The 19,530-nt window shown below is 50.3% G+C and carries 16 protein-coding genes and 1 pseudogene; 4 read left to right on the top strand and 13 right to left on the bottom strand.

All coding sequences use genetic code 11. From position 1 onward, the window contains the following. Window positions 1–29: 29 nt before the first annotated feature. The 7 genes from M2277_RS07180 to M2277_RS07150 all read right to left on the bottom strand — a co-directional run bounded on the left by M2277_RS07180 (window position 30) and on the right by M2277_RS07150 (window position 6,925). Window positions 30–764, bottom strand: coding sequence for an SIS domain-containing protein (locus M2277_RS07180; RefSeq protein ID WP_006210513.1), 735 nt, complete (start codon window positions 762–764; stop codon window positions 30–32). 84 nt (window positions 765–848) lie between these two features. Beyond that, complete coding sequence (locus tag M2277_RS07175) at window positions 849–1,577, bottom strand: creatininase family protein (RefSeq protein WP_036637407.1); 729 nt, start codon at window positions 1,575–1,577, stop codon at window positions 849–851. A 14-nt stretch (window positions 1,578–1,591) separates the two neighbouring features. Continuing rightward, window positions 1,592–2,584 (bottom strand): phosphotriesterase family protein, encoded by a 993-nt coding sequence (locus tag M2277_RS07170; protein WP_063480635.1) that lies wholly within the window; start codon window positions 2,582–2,584, stop codon window positions 1,592–1,594. Between the two features lie 159 nt (window positions 2,585–2,743). Beyond that, entirely contained in the window at window positions 2,744–4,039 is a 1,296-nt protein-coding gene (locus M2277_RS07165) for a PTS ascorbate transporter subunit IIC (protein WP_006210517.1), read from the bottom strand. A gap of 23 nt (window positions 4,040–4,062) precedes the next feature. Beyond that, window positions 4,063–4,326: a PTS sugar transporter subunit IIB gene (locus M2277_RS07160; protein WP_006210518.1), complete on the bottom strand. Its 264-nt coding sequence runs from the start codon at window positions 4,324–4,326 to the stop codon at window positions 4,063–4,065. Next, the gene (locus M2277_RS07155; protein ID WP_006210519.1) at window positions 4,323–4,766 is read right to left on the bottom strand and encodes a PTS sugar transporter subunit IIA; all 444 of its coding nucleotides are present in this window, start codon (window positions 4,764–4,766) and stop codon (window positions 4,323–4,325) included. The genes M2277_RS07160 and M2277_RS07155 overlap by 4 nt, the downstream gene beginning before the upstream one ends. Window positions 4,767–4,813: 47 nt before the next feature. Then, a complete protein-coding gene (locus M2277_RS07150; RefSeq protein WP_280754466.1) occupies window positions 4,814–6,925 on the bottom strand; it encodes a BglG family transcription antiterminator in 2,112 nt (703 codons plus the stop codon). Between the two features lie 213 nt (window positions 6,926–7,138). Between M2277_RS07150 and M2277_RS07145 the strand changes: the two genes are divergently transcribed. From M2277_RS07145 to M2277_RS07130, 4 genes are all read left to right on the top strand, one after another. Continuing rightward, window positions 7,139–7,846, top strand: a complete 708-nt coding sequence (locus M2277_RS07145; RefSeq protein WP_280754465.1) for a response regulator transcription factor — start codon at window positions 7,139–7,141, stop codon at window positions 7,844–7,846. Window positions 7,847–7,852: 6 nt separating this feature from the next. Then, window positions 7,853–9,301 (top strand): HAMP domain-containing sensor histidine kinase, encoded by a 1,449-nt coding sequence (locus M2277_RS07140; protein ID WP_280754464.1) that lies wholly within the window; start codon window positions 7,853–7,855, stop codon window positions 9,299–9,301. Window positions 9,302–9,391: 90 nt separating this feature from the next. Further along, window positions 9,392–10,156, top strand: coding sequence for an ABC transporter ATP-binding protein (locus M2277_RS07135; RefSeq protein WP_280754463.1), 765 nt, complete (start codon window positions 9,392–9,394; stop codon window positions 10,154–10,156). A gap of 6 nt (window positions 10,157–10,162) precedes the next feature. Continuing rightward, window positions 10,163–12,538 (top strand): FtsX-like permease family protein, encoded by a 2,376-nt coding sequence (locus tag M2277_RS07130; protein ID WP_280754462.1) that lies wholly within the window; start codon window positions 10,163–10,165, stop codon window positions 12,536–12,538. A gap of 195 nt (window positions 12,539–12,733) precedes the next feature. Here the strand turns inward: M2277_RS07130 and M2277_RS07125 are convergent, their stop codons facing one another. The 6 genes and pseudogenes from M2277_RS07125 to M2277_RS07100 all read right to left on the bottom strand — a co-directional run bounded on the left by M2277_RS07125 (window position 12,734) and on the right by M2277_RS07100 (window position 19,425). Then, window positions 12,734–13,276, bottom strand: a complete 543-nt coding sequence (locus M2277_RS07125; protein ID WP_063480631.1) for a stage II sporulation protein M — start codon at window positions 13,274–13,276, stop codon at window positions 12,734–12,736. A gap of 396 nt (window positions 13,277–13,672) precedes the next feature. Next, window positions 13,673–15,076, bottom strand: coding sequence for an outer membrane protein assembly factor BamB family protein (locus M2277_RS07120; protein ID WP_063480630.1), 1,404 nt, complete (start codon window positions 15,074–15,076; stop codon window positions 13,673–13,675). A gap of 504 nt (window positions 15,077–15,580) precedes the next feature. After that, a complete protein-coding gene (locus tag M2277_RS07115) occupies window positions 15,581–16,897 on the bottom strand; it encodes a DUF4179 domain-containing protein (RefSeq protein WP_063480629.1) in 1,317 nt (438 codons plus the stop codon). Then, the gene (locus M2277_RS07110) at window positions 16,824–17,426 is read right to left on the bottom strand and encodes an RNA polymerase sigma factor (RefSeq protein ID WP_006210527.1); all 603 of its coding nucleotides are present in this window, start codon (window positions 17,424–17,426) and stop codon (window positions 16,824–16,826) included. The genes M2277_RS07115 and M2277_RS07110 overlap by 74 nt, the downstream gene beginning before the upstream one ends. Window positions 17,427–17,584: 158 nt before the next feature. Beyond that, the gene (locus tag M2277_RS07105; protein ID WP_036637391.1) at window positions 17,585–17,821 is read right to left on the bottom strand and encodes a DUF896 domain-containing protein; all 237 of its coding nucleotides are present in this window, start codon (window positions 17,819–17,821) and stop codon (window positions 17,585–17,587) included. Window positions 17,822–17,927: 106 nt separating this feature from the next. After that, window positions 17,928–19,425, bottom strand: a pseudogene (locus M2277_RS07100) (Lsa family ABC-F type ribosomal protection protein). Window positions 19,426–19,530: the final 105 nt, after the last annotated feature.

Below are 19,530 nucleotides of genomic sequence, written 5' to 3'. Positions count from 1 at the left end.
TATGGCCTAAATCGCATGGTTCTCCATCATCAGGCCAATAAGGCTATCCGTTCTCTATAAACCTCGATCAACGCTTGGTTATGCTCATCGGAGCCGTCAACATTTCCGCTAAGAAATACAGGAGGTTTAAACCCTGCTTCAATCATAATCTCGATGGATTCGGCGAACAGGGCGTTCAATATCAAGGCACCGACTACGGTCGAGCTCGGCGTGAACGGCACCTGAAGGCCCGGATGGCTCAATACGGCATCTCCTTTGACCGAGAAATTATCGATCACCAGATCAACGGCATCCGCCAGATGTTTGCCGCTGCGGTGGCGGGACGGCTGGCTCATGGAATATTCCAGTGAGGTCATGCCTACAGTGAAGGCTCCCTTCTCCTTTGCCATCAAAGCGACGTCCACCGGAACGGGATTGCGGCCCGAGGTAGACAGGACGAATACCACCTCGTCCTTGCGGATATCCTGCTTCCTCATGAATTCGGCGGCAAGGTCGTTTTGTCTCTCGAGTTCCGACGAACGTACCGCGCCTTCATGCAGCATCAGCTTCTCTATAAGAATCGGAGATATCGGCACGAGTCCGCCTGCCCGGTAGAAGACTTCCTCTGTCAAGATATGCGAATGCCCGCAGCCGAACAAATGAATGATACCGCCCTGCTGTATACAATATGCCACCTTCTCCGCAGCTTCACGGATCGGCTTGGCCTGTTCGGTTCGGACTTTGTCAAACAACTTGCCGATTATATCAAAATAGGTGTTCATCATGATCGCTTTCACCTCGTTGTTCGTGTATTCATTTGTGCTTATTGCAGTCTCGTAATCGGATCGTATCGGACCGGACCGGTTGGTTCATAACGCCTTTTTCGCCCGGAGAACCATTTCAGCCATGACATCCAGGCTCCGCTGGATAATCCGCTCACCCTTTTCCCTTGTTGCCAGGGTTGCATCACCGAGTACGGCGGAGGCCGTCATCTCCTCCCACGGTGTAGGCGTGAAATCCGCATCGAATGGGATGTGCGGAGCACCGTCGATGGCCTTGCTCATGTCTACATACTCGCCCGCGAGATAGAGCATGTAGGATGTCTCAATTTCATCGGCATGCATATAGGTGCCGTGAGCAGCCGAGGCTTCCCGTACTTCCGCTGTTATTTCCTTCGTGCCTGGATAAAAGAAATAGAATACCTTCAATGCGGGGACCCGTTCGTATAAAATTCTTGCGGCTTCCTTCAGCGCAGCGGCATTACCCAGATGGCCGTTTACCATGATGAAGATCCGGAATCCCTGCTGATATAAACTCTCCCCGATATCGGCAAGCAGCCGAATGAGCGCTTCGTTTGACACATTGATGCTTCCCGGGAAATTACGCAGGCTCCACACTTGACCATATGGGAGGGTCGGCAGTACAAAGCTGTCCGTCCGCTCTGCCAATTTGTCCGCCAGTCTGGCCGCGAGGAGATTATCCGTACCCAGCGGCAGATGGGGACCATGCGCTTCAACGGCGCCGATCGGCAGGATGGCAGCGCCAAACCTACGGATTTTATCCTTCACCTCAGCCGAATTTTCGAGTTCGAATTTCATAGTAGGCGCACTCCTTATTTTTTAAATGAGAAGCAGTTGGCCGGATTGCTTACGAAAAATTTCTCCACCAGCTTCCGGCCGTCAAAACCGCAGCGGTTCGCCTCATCCACAAAGCGCGGCACCCATTTGGAGATAATGTATTCCAGTCCAAGACCGTGATCGTAATGCTTGTAATAGGTTTTTCGGGCGGTATCTCCACTGATGAGAATCTGATCCTCGTGGCCTTTGCGGACAAGCTCCAGAATAAGCGAGATCCGGGAGCTTTCCGGTGCATACTTGATTTTGCCGATGCCGTCAAAACTCATGTAAGCTCCCGTTGAGGCGATCTGCTCATGGTAGTAGGGGTCTGGATTGCGGTCCATATGTCCCAAGCTTAAATAGGACAGCTCCACGCCTTCGCTTTTGAGCAAATCTATTTGCTCCAGCGCCATCGTCCCGACCTCAGTATGGGAGTGGATCGGTGCTTTCGTCTCATGGTGAGCGCGTGCTACAGCGCGCAGCGTCTTCTCCTCCAGAGGTGTGATGCGGTTATAGCCTGTCCCGAATTTAACCTGACCCGCTTTGAAAGGCGTGCCTTCAAGCCCTTCCTCCACTTCCCGAATGACGAAATCCGCCAGTTCGTTGATGCTTTTTGCTTCAATCCACTGCGCGTAGCTGGCATAATCGCCAGTCAGTGGCTTAAGCTCCTCCTTGATTTGGGCATCCCATAGGAAACTCTTGTTGAAACCCGCCGTTCCCACAATATGAATACCGGTTTCGATTGCGATTTCCTGTACTGCCTGAACATCCCGTCCGTAATCGACGGCTGTAGCATCCACGATTGATCGACCGCCGTGTTGTTTGAAGTCAAGTACATCCCGCTTGGATTTCTCTTTGTCGTCCAGCAGCAAATCGTCCTCTCCCCGTTCCTGCCAGTAGGCCGGGCGGCAGACAATATGCTCGTGGGAATACGTAAAGCCCAGCTCCTCCTTGCTGATATCTCCATGTAAGGTACGAATAAAGTCCATATCGTATCTCCTCCACTCATTGTTAGGCAAGCAGCTGAAGGGATTGACCGCATATAGCGGAAGTTGAACTCGAGGCTACAATCCCTCCTGCTCCTTTGTATCTGTAATCTTCAGACAGTCAAGCCGCTAAGACACTCCATCGTTTTTGCAACAGGATGGTTAAAAGAACAGCTTCGCCAGGAAACTCAGAATCGGTCCGATGATGAACATATCGGAATCGGCCGCCCACATGGCCGTATCCGGCACCGTCGAGCCAATGAAGAAACGCACCATCAGGAATTGTCCCCATGCCACAACAGTTGCCGTGATGAAGCCGCCCATGACGGCCCCTCTGACTCCGCCTGTCGAGTTCCCGAATACGCCCGCCGTTGCCCCGTGAAAGAACAACACAATCATCGTCGGCACGAAGATGTAGGAAACGGTATTGCCAAGAACAAGCAGCCAGATGATGGCACCCGCAAAAGCTCCCAGGAAACCGAGAACGACCGCATTCGGCGCATAAGCGTATACAACAGGTGCATCCAGTGCAGGTTTAGCCCCCGGTACCAGTTTGGTAGCAATTCCGTTGAAGGCCGGAACCAGCTCGCCGATAAACATTCGCACCCCCATCAGAACAATGGCGATTCCCCCTGCAAACGTGAACGATTGGATAATGGAGTAGATTATGAAGTTCTGGTCACCCGATTGTTTAATCAGCTCGGCCGCTGCAGGCGTGCCTTTTGTCGATAAAATAACCGCTCCGATCAGAAACAAAATTCCCATACTGAGCGCAGTGATAACATTGGAATCGCGAAGAAACTCGAAGCCCTTCGGCACTTTAATTTTCTCGGAGTCATTGTTCTTGTTCCCGAACCATTTGCCGAACAAGGCAGCAAGCAGGGCAACCGAGGCCGAGGTGTGACCCAGCGCGATGTTATCGTTGCCCGTAATTTTACGCAGGAACGGCTGAACCAGCGCCGGCTGAAAGGTCCAGTACACACCCAGGACAACCGCAATCATCAGAACCAGCTTCCAGATCGAAATACCGCTGGCAGCATGAACGATGACACCTGCAAAAATGGTCGAGGTCCAGAACATCATATGTCCGGTCAGGTAAATAAACTTAAACCGGGTGAATCGTGCCAGCGCAACGTTGATCAGAAAGCCCAACAGCATGGCGAGAGTGACGGCGCTGCCGAATTTGGAATTGAAAGCTTCCTGCCCCATGAAGGTACCGAGGGACCCGCTTTCCAAACCGAAAACTTCTTTCCACATCGGCTCAAATACGTTCAAGGCTTTCACGATGACATCAGATCCTGCACCGATAATAAGGAAACCGATGATCGCTTTAAAGGTGCCGCTTACGAGTTGGCTCGTTGATTTCTTCTGAAGCAGAAGACCTACCAGAACGATAAATCCAAGCAGAATGGCCGGCGTTCCAAAAATGTTGGTGGCAATCCAATAAAGTACGTCCATGAGCCCTCTCCCTTTCTAATGGTTTACAGTACTTCTTCCAGCTTCTGTTTGATTTCGTTGTTGTCAAAATAGTTATTGACGATAACAACTTTGGCTTCATGCCCTTGAAGGCTTTGTGCCAGCTCGTTGCTTGTAATAATAAAGTCGGCTGCTGTTCCGGAGGCCGTTGAGACGTCCGTATGCTCGACATCGGCATTGACTCCCATGCCGCTCAGTACATTCTCCACATTCATTCTCAGAATCAGGCTCGTTCCTTGTCCTAAACCGCATACGCATAAAATTTTCATGTTTCGTTCCCCCTAATAAGTTGTTGGATTGTCTCCACATCAGCGGCTTGCTTGAATTGTTCCAGATTGTCCGGGTTGCTTAACAGCGTAGTCAGCTTGCGCAGCATGGCTATATGTTCCGAACTCGTGGAGCCGCCGAGGGCGAATACGAGCTGTACCGGATCATTGGCTGCATGGCCAAATACAACGGGGTTCTTCAATCTAAGCAGCGAGACCGACGCTTCCTTCACCCCGTCCTCCGCACGGGCATGCGGAAGAGCGACATGGGGCGCAAGAACAAAGTACGGGCCTTTGTCACGGTAGGATGCTACCATGGCGTCGGCGTAACGTTCTTCCGTCGTTCCCGCATTCGTAAGAAGTCCTCCCGCTAAGCGGATTGCTTCTTCGGCCGTCTCGGCTTCTACATCCAGGGCAATTAGTGACGGTTCTAAAAATTTCATCTCTCATCTCTCCCAAATCCGGTATTCTAATTGACGCTAAATTGGCGCTAATGACTGCTTTGCAATTGCTGCAGTATTTGCTCCTTCGTCTTGGCCTCTTTCAGTCTGGTCAAGTTCTCCTTCTCGCCGAGCAGGAGTGTCAGCTCCGACAGCGCTTTCAGGTGAGACTCACCGTCAATCGCCGCCAGCACCAGAATAATTTGAACCTGATGGCGAGGTTCCTCTGAGAAGGCGACGGGCTGCTCCAGCCGCAGCAAGCTGATTCCCAGCCGCCGGACTCCATCCTGCGGCTTGCCGTGTGCAATCGCGATGCCAGGTGCAACAACGATGTAAGGACCGAGCGCCTCCACTTTGGAGATCATCGCATCGATGTAAGCTCCATCGATATGCCCATCTTCAAGCAGAGGTTCTGCGGCTTCACGTATAGCGCTCCGCCAGTCGGCAGCTTCTCTCTTTACTTGGATCATGCGTTCGGTAAGCAGATCCGACAGAGAAGGCTTGCGCGCTTCGCTCAGCCACGTTTTTCCTACGGACAAGTAGTGGTTAAGCTCCTCCGCAAGTCCCGCTTCATCCTTTACCGCGGCATATTTATGGACAATGTCCAGCAATGCCTGAACTGTATTGGCCTGAGTTCTTGATTTACGGCCGGCAACCATGCTGATCTGGTTCAGCAGGTGCTCCTTATCCTTGTCGCTTAGAATCGGATTCACCAAGAGAACGGGCACTTTGCTGTCCGGTAGAGGTACCGTCGAGAATATAAAATCGACACGCTCTTCATGAAATGACTCGTAATCGCGCAGCGAGAGCACCGCTGATATATCCACAGCAGAGAATAAGTTCTCCAGCTGCGATTTCAGCATCCGTGAAGCGGAAATACCGTTGACGCAGACGATGGCGGCCTGCCGCCTCACGGCCGGCTTCGTGTTCTCTCTGCGCAGCCAGCCGCCGAAATGCATGGCGAGGTATCCGATTTCGTTATCATCAAGTTTGCGACCAACCAATCGCTCGAACGGCGCCGCGGAACGCCGGGTTAACTCGAACACTTCCCTGTACTTGGTAAGGATATTTTCGAGCAGCGGATTTTCAAGATCGAGTCCGTACAGGATCCGGTAATAAGCCGGTTTCAAATGGACCAGAAGATGTTCCTCCATGGCTTCCCGGTTCGGCAGAAATACACAGGCATATCGTTGAAAATCATCGATCATCTGCTGGGTAACTTGGCGGAGCTGCTTGAGTACCTCTTCGGATCCGGTCACCTGTTCCATCCGGTTCACTCTCGCTCCTAGCAGGTGCATTGCAAAATAACAAACTTCTTCATCCGGAAAAGAGATGCCAAACAGGGGACCGAGTCCCTCCGCAATACGCGCAGCAGCTTCAAACTCAGGCGTTCTATGCAGTACGCTTCGCTCATCCTCATCAATTGAGATCCATTGTGCTGCCTGTATCCGCCGTATATATAGCAGGAAGCGTGCCGTCAAATTAAACAACATCTCATCCGTCAAATCTACGCCCAGCATTATTTCACTATCCGAGATCAAGCGATAAACCCGCTTCAGATCGTCCGCTTTCATGGTCGGAAACAAGACCGCGGCAAGCTCGTGGCTTTCGGATTCCTGGTTCGGGTCAAGCGCCTGTTCCCAGCTAGCATTGCCGAAGATTTGCCCGAAGTAATAGCTCAGCAGCTTCCGCTTGTCACGCTCCTGCCCCTGCACACCATAACCTCGCTTGCGATCATAGGTTACCTTGAGTCTCGCGCCCTCTATCTCCTGACGGACGCTATTCAAATCCTTGAGCACAGTTCCCCGACTAACCTGCAGTAGATGTGTCAAATGCTGTACAAAAAGCGGCCCCACAGCCGATAACAGATAAAGCGAGATCCAGGCCAGTCGTTCTCGTGGAGACAAATAGTACTGCTGTGCATGAGGCTTCCCCGCCAGCTTCGGCAGACCCGCCCGACTCTCATCAGGCAAATAGTAGCCTGCTGTCCTGACATATTGAACCGGTGGAAGATGAACCGCTTTCAACCAGTCGTTTACTTTTTCCATATCATAATAAACGGTTCGTCTGGAGATACCGAGCTTCTGCATCAGTTCTTCCAGTGATACATAATCGGCTGCCTCATGAAGCAGGGTCAGAATCCGTGTACTGCGTTCGTCCAAAATACGGCATCAACTCCTTTGCCGTTTAGTGTGGTACCTTTTGCAACTTGATTATACCCATGGGCAATGAAGAAGGGACAGTTCAATTCATGGAGTCCCTTTTGTGCAAAACTGTACTCTGCCCAGATTCTCCTCGTTTTGCTCTATGTATCTTTCAGTCCCATGCTATAATGAACAGAAAATTTAAAGCATACGGAACAGGGGCGACAATTATTGAATTCTCCTAAAACCATACTCATCATTGAAGATGAACAGGATATCTCTCGTATTGTGAACGACTATCTGCGTGTTCAGGGATTCAGCGCGTTTATCGCAGAGAATGCCAGTGACGGATTGCGGGAAGTTCGGAACCGTCAGCCGGATTTCATCATTCTTGATCTAACGCTGCCCGATGCCGACGGGATTGAAGTCTGCCGCAAGCTGCGTACGCTGACCGCTGCGCCTATTCTTATCTTAAGTGCTCGAAGCAGCGATACGGACAAAGTGCTGGCTCTGGGTTTTGGCGCGGACGATTATATGACCAAGCCCTTCTCGCTCAGTGAACTGGTCGCACGAGTTCAGGCACATTTGCGCAGACTGGCAGATCCGAAATTTAAGGCAACGACACAGCAATTATTACGATTCGACTCGTTATCGATTGATAAAACAGCCCGCAAGGTCATGACCGGACATCTCGAGATATCTTTGTCCGCGAAGGAATTCGACCTGCTTTACTTTCTCGCCTCCCATCCTAACCAAGTGTTTACCAAATCCCAGCTGCTGGATCAGGTGTGGGGGTATTCCGCTTTTGTCGAGGATAACACGATTACGGTTTACATTCGGCGGCTCCGCGAGAAACTGGAGCGAAGCGAAATCAAACATTCCTATATCACAACCGTTTGGGGTGTCGGTTATAAATTCGATCCCGAAGAAACGGAGTAACCTCCCATGAATTGGAAATTGTGGTATGGAAAAGTGCGTTTGGTTGCTTGGCTATCTCTTCTTATTATGCTGCTGTCCGTCGGTTGGCTCGTTTGGCCTTCGAACCAACCGACTCCGTCATCCATTGTCAACCATATTCGTGTGCTGACTAATACGATTGTGCACACCATGGAGAAGGAGCATACCGAACTGCTGCTGTCCGATGCACCGCTTCGGCAGAAATTGAACGACTGGAGCAAGGAGACAACCATCAGCCTCAAGGTTGTGCTTCCGGACGGCACGATGGTCTATGATAGCGATCATTCATCCTTGCCATCCTTGCAGCGTATTTATCCGCGTTTTGAACTGGACTATACGCTGCGTATTTCTGACAGCGAACCGCCCGATTATCATCTTGCGTTTCCGCTGCTGGACGCCGAATCCAGCGCCTTAGTCGGCTACGCCCAGTTTACTGTTCCTGCGCATGTAATGGCCGCAGCGTTACCCGCCTCAAGCCCGGTTATCCTTGTGCCATGGACGCTGCTTACGCTGGCCTTTGTGACGCTGCTTTATTTATTCTTCTCCATCGGACGCCGGGTGCAGCGCGATCTGGTTCAACCCGTCGCCGAGCTTAAGCCTTACGCGGAAGCTATCTTGAAAGGCGATTACGAGCAGCGCGCCGAATGGACGAGCGATAACGAGGTCGGAGAGCTCTATGCCGTCTTTGACCTCATGCGAGAGGAAATTCGTAATTTACATATGCTGCAAGCTGCACATAACCAGTCGCACAAAGAGTTGATTTCCAATCTGTCCCATGACTTAAAAACTCCGCTGGCGACCATCAAAGCCTATGTGGATGCGATTCGTGAAGGTATCTGCCCCGATCTGCCCAGCGTGATGGCTTATCTTGAGGTTGTACATGCAAATACCAGCAAAATGGCCGTGCTTGTCGACGATTTGCTGCTGCATGCCCTGCGCGATCTGGAACAGATTGCGGTACATCCACTGGAGCAGTATAGCTCGTCAGCGCTTGAGCCCATATTCCGGACAATGGCCCACTACATTCGTACAATGGGTGTGAACTGCGAAGAGCCCTCCACTATTCCAAACGTCCTTGTCTTTATTGATGCCGTGCGTATCGAGCAGGTCATCGCCAACCTCGTCACAAATGCCCTGAAGCATACCGAGCCCGGGGATACGATCACGCTCGCTGTGGAGGAACAAACCGAATGGTCCTGCTTGCGGATCATCGTCTCTGATACGGGCAGCGGGATTTCTCCGCAGGATATGCCCTTTATCTTCGAGCGTTACTACCAGGGAAGTGTCCCGGACCGCACGAAACTGGCCCAGCGGCACGGGGTCGGACTCGGATTGTCGATTTGTAAATATATCATGGAAGCTCATGGCGGCACGATCGAATTTCACAGCAAACAACAGCAGGGAACAACTTTCTGCTTAACGCTGCCGTTAAGCTGACCCCTGTCATACTTTATTTATAATTTGATAACAAATGTGCAAGAATTGTCCGCTATACTTTGGAAGCTAGTGAAGAAAGGAGACTCTATCATGCCTACAAGCAAAACCGTCATGCTGCAAGCTTCCAACTTATGCAAAACCTATACCACCGGCAAGGAGCAGTACCATGCCGTTCGCAATGTCGATCTGTCAATTTACGAAAGAGACTTTACCGTCATTATGGGAGATTCCGGGTCCGGGAAATCGACCTTGCTTTATTTGCTTAGCGGGCTCGACGCGGTCACAGCCGGAGAAGTCCAGCTTCAGGGACAGCAGCTTAATCAATTTTCTGCCAAGGAACTTGCACGCTTTCGTGCCAATCAGATCGGCTTCATCTATCAGAACAGCAATCTTGTACCGGATTTAACCCTGTTCGATAACATTGCTCTGCCTGGTTATATTGCAAACCGGGACAAAGAAGCTGTGAAACAAAGAGCGCACGAACTGATGACAAGCCTCTACCTTGAAAAAGAAGGCAGCCGACTGCCGTCCCAGGTATCCGGTGGTCAGCAGCAACGAGCTGCCATCGCCAGGGCGCTCATCAACAACCCGGATATCGTTTTTGCCGATGAGCCCACCGGCAGTCTCAACTACGAACAAGGCGTTACTGTACTCGACATCCTGAGCGGCATGAATGCCGACGGTCAATCGATTGTCATGGTTACTCACGATATGAAGGCAGCATGCCGCGGCAACCGCCTCATCTACATTCGCGATGGCAAGATTGGCGGAACGCTGGATATGGGGCCTTATGCACCAGAGCAAGCCTCCGAGCGGGAAGCGATGATTTTTGCTTATGTCACCGGGAGGAGGTAGCCCAAGATGCAGGCCATATTGACGCTGTGCTGGGGAAATATTCGCAAGAGAAAAATGCAAAACGCGCTGATTGCACTGCTGATTGCACTGTCTGCGCTGTTAGTCAGCACCGCTTTCATTGTTTTGCAGAATACGGAAAGTGTATTTGAGGAGCGACATTCGGCTGCTCAGGGTGCTCATGAGATCATAAATATGACCCGCGGGCTGCATGATGAACGCATGGTGGCCGAATGGTGGTCAGCCCAGGACGGTGTGAGCGCCTCCAGCTTGGTTCCTTACAAGCCTTGGACTGGCCTCTCTTATAACGGGGAAGAATTGCCCAATCTTTATCTGTATATGATCAATACACCGCCCATGCCTCATGGAGTCAATAACCCCCTCCCTGCTGCAGGTCCAGCCCATCTGACCAAACCGGAAGAAGGTACAGTATGGATACCCACCTCCCTCGCGTACAAATACGGAATGGAGGTCGGGGATGAATTGGTGTTCACCTCCGGGGCAGCCCCGGTACAATTCACGATTAGTGCCATTGTCATTGACTTGTCTCATGGCGGCCCATTTTCCACCTCGGCCCGCATTTGGATGAACGAAGCCGACTATCAGTCAACCATGGGAGGCCTGTCTACCCCGGAGCAATATATGTTGTCGCTTCGCTTTGCACATCCCGAACAAAGCGAAGCATACTGGCAGCGCTTTGAGCAGGCGCTCGGAACGCCGTTTTTGGAGGAACGCATCTCGTTTGCCGAGTTGTCCGCCTTTTACTTTATCATGAACAAAGTGATTGGCTTCGTTATGAGTTGCCTTGGACTGGTCATGATTGTTGTAGCCCTGCTTACCATCGGGTTTACGATCACGGACACGATCCTTGCCAACTACCGTACCATCGGGATTCTCAAATCGGTCGGTATGTCCTCTGAACGCATTATCGGCACTTATATGCTCCAATACGGTTTCATCACGGGGATCGCCTTGATTCCTGCCCTGATCGGCAGCCGTCTGCTCTCGAATGTCATCATCCAGAATTCTCTCTCCTTCCTCAAATCCGATACAACACCTGTTTCCGTGCAGTCGGTGGGAATCACGATCTGGACCGGCGTCGGCATGCTGTTCATCATCCTGTTATGCGTTGTCCTCTACGCAGGCAAAACACGCCGTATCGAACCGATACAGGCGATCCGATACGGCATGTCAGAGTCTTCGCATTCCCATGCCCATCGTCACGGAACCCGTACCCGGCTGCTGGACCGGTGGTCTGTGCCCGCAGTGATCGGCTGGAAGCATGTGACCGGCAACAAAAAAGGAGCTGCGCTGATCTTTCTGTTAATGAGCATTACCGCGGCTGTGCTCGTTTTTGGCACACTCCTGGTAACCAGTGTCTATCGTATCAGCGAAACCTCGGCCCAATGGGGATATGACGACGCGGATATCGCCATTATGGTGATCAACGGTGAGGGATTGGACCGGGCCGACATGCAGTCTTATATCGAGAACGATCCCCGGGTTTTCAGCCTGAATTGGTCCGGTTCGGCCAACGGCGTCATCGCGGAGCCCGGTAGCCATCATCAGGCGACGTTCAGCCTCCCTCTGACCGTTGTGGAGGGCAGCATGGACGAGATGGGATTAGCCTCGCTTTCTGGCCGAAATCCAGTTCTGTCTAATGAAATATCGATTGGAATCAATATTGCCCGCAAATTGCACAAAGGCATTGGCGATACTCTCACGATCTACATTGAAGGAAAAGAGCATCAGCTGCTGATCACCGGCACGTTTCAGTCCATTTCCAACTTGTCGAATATAGCCCGGGTCACATCGGAACTTGTCGGTCCATTAAATCCGGATGCGGGGTTTGTTCATCTATGGAACCCGGCGGATAGCGATGAATTTGTCCAACAGCTAAACCAACGTTACGGCCCTGTCATTCAGGCTATGAAGCAGGAGGTGCTGCTTGATTCCGTATTTAAGGAAGCTGCGGCCGTGCTGCTCATTCCGATGAGTATGCTGGCTCTTCTGTTCCTTGCAGTTACGTGCCTGATTGTTTATAGCACTTGCCGACTGCATATTCGCAAGGAAACAAAAACATACGGGATTTATGCTTCGCTTGGCCTGACGGTATCAGACATCCGTCGCGCCTTGACAAGCGGCATTGCCGTACTGGGTGCGCTTGGTGCAATGGTTGGCATGGTGTGCGGCATTTACGTACTGCCAGCCGTGCTGCGTGGTTTGCTGTCTGCATACGGCATTGTCAAACTGCCGCTGATCATGGAGTGGCCGCTTGCCATTGGCCTGACATTGATCGCCCTGGTCATCGCCGTCAGCGGCTGCTGGCTGGCATCGCGAACCCTATGCCGTACCTCCTTACGCGTCCTGGTCACCGATTCATGAGTTCCGTCTTGAGCAGCAGATTCCAGAAGACCAGAACATGCGGGTCATAACCACACAAGTGGACAGCCGTGCATAAGGCTGTTAAAAAACAAGAGACGGCCCCTGAATTTTCGGGAGGCCGTCTCTTCCTATGATATCGTCTAAGTCAGGCTCCACTCTCAAATGGTACCGAGACTCTTTAGGCACGAGAGAATATCATCGTGTCCAATCCATGATAACCGGAGTTATATGGGCTTCAATCAGACTTGCAGCGATCAGCATCACCATGACCACAGCAAACAAAGCAGCGCTCTGTCTGGCTTCCTTCCCCCAGGGAATTTTCTCTCGTTGCTTGACCGCCCGTGCGAAAAGCCCCAGTGGTCTAAGGCCGATGGCCCCAGCTAACAGCAGGGCTGGAATTTCCAAAATGCCGTGCGGAAGCAATCCCGCCAGAAGGGTCGGAAAGGAATGAACTGCCGCAGACAGTGCGATAATAAAGCCGATCATAAGCCCGTTAAACAGCAGCATAATGATGGTTGGAATGGAAAACAGAAAACCAGTGCCTGCAATGAGGAGAGCTGCACCCATGTTATTAAGGGCTAGGTTATACCATACTGCCCCCTGTCCCGGACGGTAATATTGATCGGGGGTTATGTTCACATAGTTGCCTAGCAGAATACCCAGAAACATACCGAGAGAAAAGAGTATGCCTGATTGAATTAAACGTTTTTTTTCTTGTCTCCATACTTTTTTTAGCATCCTCCGCACCTCTTTTCCTCCCAAACTATATAAAGCGGGCAGACGCTGACCTTCATAGAGTATAGAAGAAATGCATCTGCCGCTTGGGCAGATGCACTTCTTCTCCATGACTACAAGGCAACAGCGTCATCAATCAAACCCAGGTTGATCAGTGTAATCAGAAGATCCTGGACTGGTTCAAGCTCAGGCGTAAATATAGATCCATCGATACGATCGATACTTAATCAGAAGCAGTGTAATAGCCGCTGTGTTCTCATCTATTTCATCATCCATAGCTTAAGTAAGGATTACATACGTGATGGTTACTAAAACTCATTACATACAACAAATAGAGCCGCAAGTTATGCGGCTCCATAGTCAATTAGAAGAACGATTTCAAACTCTATTCTGATTCGCCTAACGCAATGAAGCCGGTATTTTTATTCCGAGGAGTTTGCCTTCCGCCTGGATGATCACCATATCCCCCGTCTTCAAGGTTGACTCGTGCAGATCTGCACCTGTTGTTACTCTAAAGACCGGCTTGGCCGTCAGTATGTTAATGCCAAGCAGCGTGCCATTGCGCTGCGCTCGGTACATTCCTTTATCGTATACGTCAATCTGTGAAATCGGGGCGTCACCACTCAACACTACCGCCTGACCATTTGCCAGCTTAACGCCCTTCATTTCCCCTGTCTTATAGTCCCTGTACATCAATCTGTCCTGAACCACGCCTAGTAATATCCACTCTTCACCGTAAGGACTACTCAAGGTTCTCAGTGGCGCTTCACCCGTCTTGTAATCGTCAAAAGGATACTCTGCCACCTGATTGCCTTGTTCGATATATAGCTTGCCACCGCTTAGAAATACGCCACCCCGGCCGTACTCGTACGGCGGTTCATGCTCCAGCTTCCAGGTGAATTCGCGGCTTCCCTTCTGAATCCCGCTCTTGAGATTATACGCGTTCACGATTACTTTGCGATCCGGCACGGACTGATAATCGAGTAACTGAGGAGAATAGTAATCAATCGAATATACGAGGCCGTTTTTGATTGTCAGCGCTTCTCCCTGACCGAAATGTCCCCACAGCTTCTTGCCCGTCTTCTTGTCATACGCATTCAACTGAACGGATGAGAGCGCTCCTTGAACCATGAACGTACGGAGAATGACACCATCCGCTTCTTCCAGATAAGCTGTTCCATGTCCATCTGCTAACGGCTCGTTGGCCTCCCACCGCAGTTTGCCTGTCGCACGATCAAATGCAAATGTCACGCTTCCATTGATGGCATAAAGCATGTCGGATGTCGGAATCATTACCTCCGTACGCAGACGTGTATCGATGAATGTGGATGTGCCGGACTTCCACTGCAGCTTTCCTGTCTTGGCATGAAGAGCAAACGGCATATGATCAGCAGACAGCCCATATACGACGCCATTGCCATACGTCACATAAGGCTGCAGATCCTTGCCATAACTCCATAACCGTTTCCCCGTCCTCGCATCGATAGCAATCAATTGTTGGTCGGCGAACGTAAATACTTTCCCTTCCTCAGCGATTGCATGGTGACCTTCATAGGTATCGTACATGTCCAGATAATTGTCTACCTGCATCGTCCAAGATGGCTTTATAGTCGGTACAGAGATATGTGAGGATGCATGCCAGTTTCGGAGCGATAAATCGGCGGTTTCCGCATAAACTTGCGACGGCACTAACGCCATGATTCCTTGTAAAGTAAGTATGCTAGCAACAATACCCGATACAAGACGCTTGCTTCGTCGATTCCTTGGATGTTGGCACCATGGTTTCTTCTTGTTGATCAACATGGGCTGTCCTCCATTCAGTAATAGTTTCTTGTCCTTCGACAATATAACGTGTAATGGCAGGAAAATGTTTCATACACGTTTTTTTGACGCCTGATATACTCCGTTAAAAAAACCTGAAACAGATAAGGATAGTTGACATCCAGCGTTGTTGACCACAAATCGGTATGATCGCTGGAAAAAAAGAAAATGAGAACTGGTCAATCAGGATGACGACTTTACCGTTCTACAGATTGCCCACCATTTCTCCCTGAAGCTCGGATGAGATATGCGTCGGCGTGAGCACGAACTTCAGATGTCCGAGAATACGAAGCAAATCTCGGACTTACTGTTCAATATGTTTGAAGGTTCTGCTCCTCCGATTGCTGCAATTTTTACCACCTCTTGCGAGTTAGTATGTTGTTGAGTTATCAATTTATCCCATGCGCTCCCATTTGAACAGGAAAAATGCCCCCAAGCAGTGTTCGTTCTACTTGTAGGGCACTGTAATGAAATCGAAGAAGTTGATTATGGAGAATTCACCGGTATATATACGCTTTTATCATAGGTTTTAATATAGTGAAATTCGTTCAGCAGCAGAAGCTCCGGCTTCTCGGTTGTCTTAAACGAATAGGTTTGTTCCCGCAGGATATTGCCGTTCTTCAGATCCCAAGGACGTGATTGGGAGATAGATGAAACAGGAACGGTCTTGCCCCCCGCCTGCACGGATACATGTTCCTTCTCCAAGAGGGTAAACTGTTTTCTCGCGATCACGATATCATAACCCGAAGCGGTTGGGGTAACACTTCGAATCCATAACTTCTCATCGCCGATGCGGATCGATTGATCCGATGGTGACGCCAGGGAGATGGGCTTCTCTACCTTCTGATAGCCGCTGAAATTGTTCAGAACCAGTTCTATGGTTTTAACCCTGTCTGTCGGAAGCACGTCAAATTCAAGTTCAAATGCCGGGCTGCCCTTGGGTCCGGAATGATCCGCCCGCATTCCCCACGACTTCACCTCCACCCCATTCACATAGAGACTCGTCCTGGCTGGAAATCTCGGGGCTCCCTCATACTTCATTTCGTAATGCCCCTTGACGATGGTTGATGTCGGTGAGGCGATAATGGCATCATAGTGAACAGATCCTTGATCGACGGGAATAGCTTGGGCTATGTCTTCTTTAACGATGCTCTTCATCGCTTTATTCGCTTCAAATTTGAAGGAGATCGGATAGGTAGCTCGCTTTCCATTCTCCAGCCATTCACTGAAGGTCACGGTTAATGTTCGGGAGAATGGACTAACCGGCTCGAATTTATATACGCCTTCAAACTGAGTCTCATCTTGGCTATGATTTCCATTACCTTCCTTCGGGTCTGAATCCGTCAAGAAACCATGAATATGGTTCACGCCGTAGCGAAACGAACCGTTATCCGTAAACACAGATCCATCGGTACGATCGATGGTGTAATACATAAGCAGACCATTATCATCCGCAATCACACCATCAATGGTAATAACCGTGCCGTCATTTAGCGTTTTGCTTTTGTTCACCGTTTGCCCGTACCCCTGCTCCGCCACTTCCGCGAAGCTGAGCGAGCTAAGCTCGATTTTGTTAAGCAGCATGCTTCCGTAATAAGCAAATGCAGGATATTGATAGGTTCCAACAAGCAGCAGGAGTGCCGCGGTTGACGATAACACCCACGTTGCTGCTCGATTCATTTTTTTCTTGCGGGCAGGTGTCGCCTCTAGTGCATGTCGAAGTCTGCCTTCAAGTTCCGGCGGTGCCTGCATCGTACTCATGTCCTGCTTGTGCTCCTCTAATCTCTCCTCGATCGTCCTCATAACGATCACCTCCGATCATAGCTTTCAGCTTAAGTATTCCTTGCGAAATTCTGGATTTAATCGTACCTATCGGCGTACCGGTTATGTCCGCAATGGCCTGATACGGAAGATCGTGCACGTACCGAAGTTCAATCGCTTCCCGCTGCCGTGGATTCAGATGAGACAGCAGCTCCTGCATATTCAGTTCAGACTCCGTCAAACGATATGGATTATCCTCAATTAATGCAGTAAGCACGGATTCCTGCTCATCTCCGAGTGGAAGAAATCGTTCTTTTTTGCGGAGTAATGTTTTGCAGCGATTGACCAGGATGGTCTTGCTCCAACTGTAGAAGGCTTCCCCCTTTTTCAGTTGTTCCAGCTTCTCGTAAAGTGTAACAATCATGTCCTCCATGGCATCCATCGCATCATACTCATTCCCCATGTAGCTATATGCCAGGCGATAATAAGCGTCCTGTTCGGCCAGGATGAGCTGTAATAAAGCTTCTTTGTTGCCTCTTTGGGCTTGTCTGACAAGACGGCTTACGTTCATATGGTCCCCCCTCTTCATAGATAAGAGATCGCAGTCATAACAAAAGTTCATTTCGCACAAAAAAACCTCCACAACCAATCTCGATGGGAAGCGGATATCCTTTCCCTAAGAGGTTGCGGAGGTCTTTTAAATCCATTACACAATGCCGATTTGAGAGCTTAATGCAGCCTGGACGGGTTCTGCTGCTGCGTTATTTTCAGTTTCACCGGGGTTACGTCATCACCGTTCGGGTCTACCACTTTCAGCGTAGACATGGTGGATAACACTTGTCCTCGGATCGCTTGTAAATATTCCTGACGAAGCTGCTGCTGCTCGTCTTGTTCTGCCGGGGTCAGACCTTCGTTTTTTTGCTTGCGGCTAAGCTCATTAATTCTATGCAATGAAGGAATGGTCATCGTTATCATTCATCCTTCCGTCTATCAGGTTGTACCTGTCAGTTTACTGTAAAAAAACCATACGTGCAATAGACGCATTCTTCCTGATAGAGATCACGCTGCCTATTTATGGCGTTGCACAGTGGGATAGTTCTACGACCTTGGTCGCAACGTTATGAACGAATTCGCTGTCATGTTCTACGAACAGAAGTGTCGGCTTGTATTCGAGCAGCAGCTCTTCAATCTGCATCCTTGAGTTCACATCTACGAAATTAAGCGGCTCATCCCAAACATACAAGTGTGCTCTTTCGCTAAGGCTTCTGGCGATTAATAACCTTCTTCTTCTGACCGCCGCTGTATGTGGCCATGTCCTTCTCGAATTGCAGTCTGGAGAAATCAAGCTTGCGCAAGATGGATTTAAACAGGCTCTCATCAATGCCGTGGCTTTTTGCGTAATCGGACAAATCGCCTTGAAGATGGGATGTGTCTTGGGATACATAGGATATTTGCAGCTGGGTGTCCTTCTGGAACCCTCCGCTGTATGAAATATCCTCGCCACAGATCAGCTTCATGAAACTGGACTTGCCGGAACCGTTCGCTCCGGACAGCGCAACCCGCTCCCCTCGCTCGATCTCGAACGACACATCCTCGCTTACTTGGTGCCCATCGTAGTAGATCGACACATGATCCAGCTCAGCGAGACGCTCCTTGTGATAATGAAGCGGGGCAATTTGCAAGCTCTCCGCACTCTCGATATTCTTGAGAAGTTTGCTCTTCTCCTCAATGGCGGACTGCTGCCGTTGTTCGATGGCTTTCGAACGTTTCATCATTTTGGCTGCCTTGTGGCCGATGTAGCCTTTGTCTACTTTGGAGCCAGAATTTCTCGTGCCGTTCTTGGTGCTCTCCACTTCATGCGACCAGCCACTGGTCCGCCTGGAGGATTCCGACAATCGCTGAACATCCCGCTTCAACTTCTCGTTCTGCGCCAGCTCGAATTGATCCTGTCGCTGCTTGTTCTCCCACCATGTCGAGAAGCTCCCTTTCTGGATTTCAATATTTGTTTTGTTGATGGATAAGATATGATCCACACAGCGATCCAGAAAGGCCCGGTCATGAGAGACCAGGATATATCCGCTTTTTCGGCCAAGGTAATCGGCAACCAGTTGTCTCGCATGCAAGTCGAGGTGGTTCGTTGGCTCGTCAATCAGCAAGAAACGGTTCTCCTTAATAAATAGTGTTGCGAGAAGCACCTTGGTCTGCTCACCGTTAGATAACGTCTCGAACGGACGATACAGGACATCCTCCGAGATCTTCAACCAGTTTAGCTCTCGAACGAGCTTCCAGTGCAAATATTCCGGATGCACCTCTTCAATTACGTCGATCGTAAGATATTCTTTATGCTCGACCTCGAACGGAAAATACTCGAATTCAACGCTTGCGGAGATCGTCCCGCTATACTCGAGCTCTCCTAACAGGAGACGGAGGAACGTGGTCTTGCCTCTGCCGTTTCTGCCGGTAAATCCTAATTTCCAATCGGTATCAATCTGGAAATGAACGTTCTCAAAAATGTTATCGTAAGTGCCTTCGTAGGCAAACGTCAAGTTCGAAACTTGAATCTGTGACATCTAAATCGACCTCCAACTGAGTGTTGGCGAGAATATCTACCTTCGATCCCGCCCGTTACACGGAAGTCATGGAAAACGCCGAGAAGCACCGGTCCAACCAGTGCT

This window comes from Paenibacillus sp. LBL (assembly GCF_029893715.1).
Taxonomy (GTDB): domain Bacteria; phylum Bacillota; class Bacilli; order Paenibacillales; family Paenibacillaceae; genus Paenibacillus_AQ; species Paenibacillus_AQ glucanolyticus.
The sequence above is the reverse complement of the archived record's forward strand: the minus strand, read 5'-3'. Positions and strand labels throughout refer to the sequence as shown.

What these genes read in the sequence shown, in the direction of transcription:
- M2277_RS07135 (WP_280754463.1), top strand. Translation starts at nt 9,392, where the DNA reads ATGCCTACAAGCAAAACCGTCATGCTGCAAGCTTCCAACTTATGCAAA.
- M2277_RS07110 (WP_006210527.1), bottom strand. Translation starts at nt 17,426, where the DNA reads ATGAACGTAAGCCGTCTTGTCAGACAAGCCCAAAGAGGCAACAAAGAA.
- M2277_RS07175 (WP_036637407.1), bottom strand. Translation starts at nt 1,577, where the DNA reads ATGAAATTCGAACTCGAAAATTCGGCTGAGGTGAAGGATAAAATCCGT.
- M2277_RS07130 (WP_280754462.1), top strand. Translation starts at nt 10,163, where the DNA reads ATGCAGGCCATATTGACGCTGTGCTGGGGAAATATTCGCAAGAGAAAA.
- M2277_RS07160 (WP_006210518.1), bottom strand. Translation starts at nt 4,326, where the DNA reads ATGAAAATTTTATGCGTATGCGGTTTAGGACAAGGAACGAGCCTGATT.
- M2277_RS07155 (WP_006210519.1), bottom strand. Translation starts at nt 4,766, where the DNA reads ATGAAATTTTTAGAACCGTCACTAATTGCCCTGGATGTAGAAGCCGAG.
- M2277_RS07115 (WP_063480629.1), bottom strand. Translation starts at nt 16,897, where the DNA reads ATGAGGACGATCGAGGAGAGATTAGAGGAGCACAAGCAGGACATGAGT.
- M2277_RS07125 (WP_063480631.1), bottom strand. Translation starts at nt 13,276, where the DNA reads ATGCTAAAAAAAGTATGGAGACAAGAAAAAAAACGTTTAATTCAATCA.
- M2277_RS07165 (WP_006210517.1), bottom strand. Translation starts at nt 4,039, where the DNA reads ATGGACGTACTTTATTGGATTGCCACCAACATTTTTGGAACGCCGGCC.
- M2277_RS07170 (WP_063480635.1), bottom strand. Translation starts at nt 2,584, where the DNA reads ATGGACTTTATTCGTACCTTACATGGAGATATCAGCAAGGAGGAGCTG.
- M2277_RS07120 (WP_063480630.1), bottom strand. Translation starts at nt 15,076, where the DNA reads ATGTTGATCAACAAGAAGAAACCATGGTGCCAACATCCAAGGAATCGA.
- M2277_RS07140 (WP_280754464.1), top strand. Translation starts at nt 7,853, where the DNA reads ATGAATTGGAAATTGTGGTATGGAAAAGTGCGTTTGGTTGCTTGGCTA.
- M2277_RS07180 (WP_006210513.1), bottom strand. Translation starts at nt 764, where the DNA reads ATGATGAACACCTATTTTGATATAATCGGCAAGTTGTTTGACAAAGTC.
- M2277_RS07105 (WP_036637391.1), bottom strand. Translation starts at nt 17,821, where the DNA reads ATGACCATTCCTTCATTGCATAGAATTAATGAGCTTAGCCGCAAGCAA.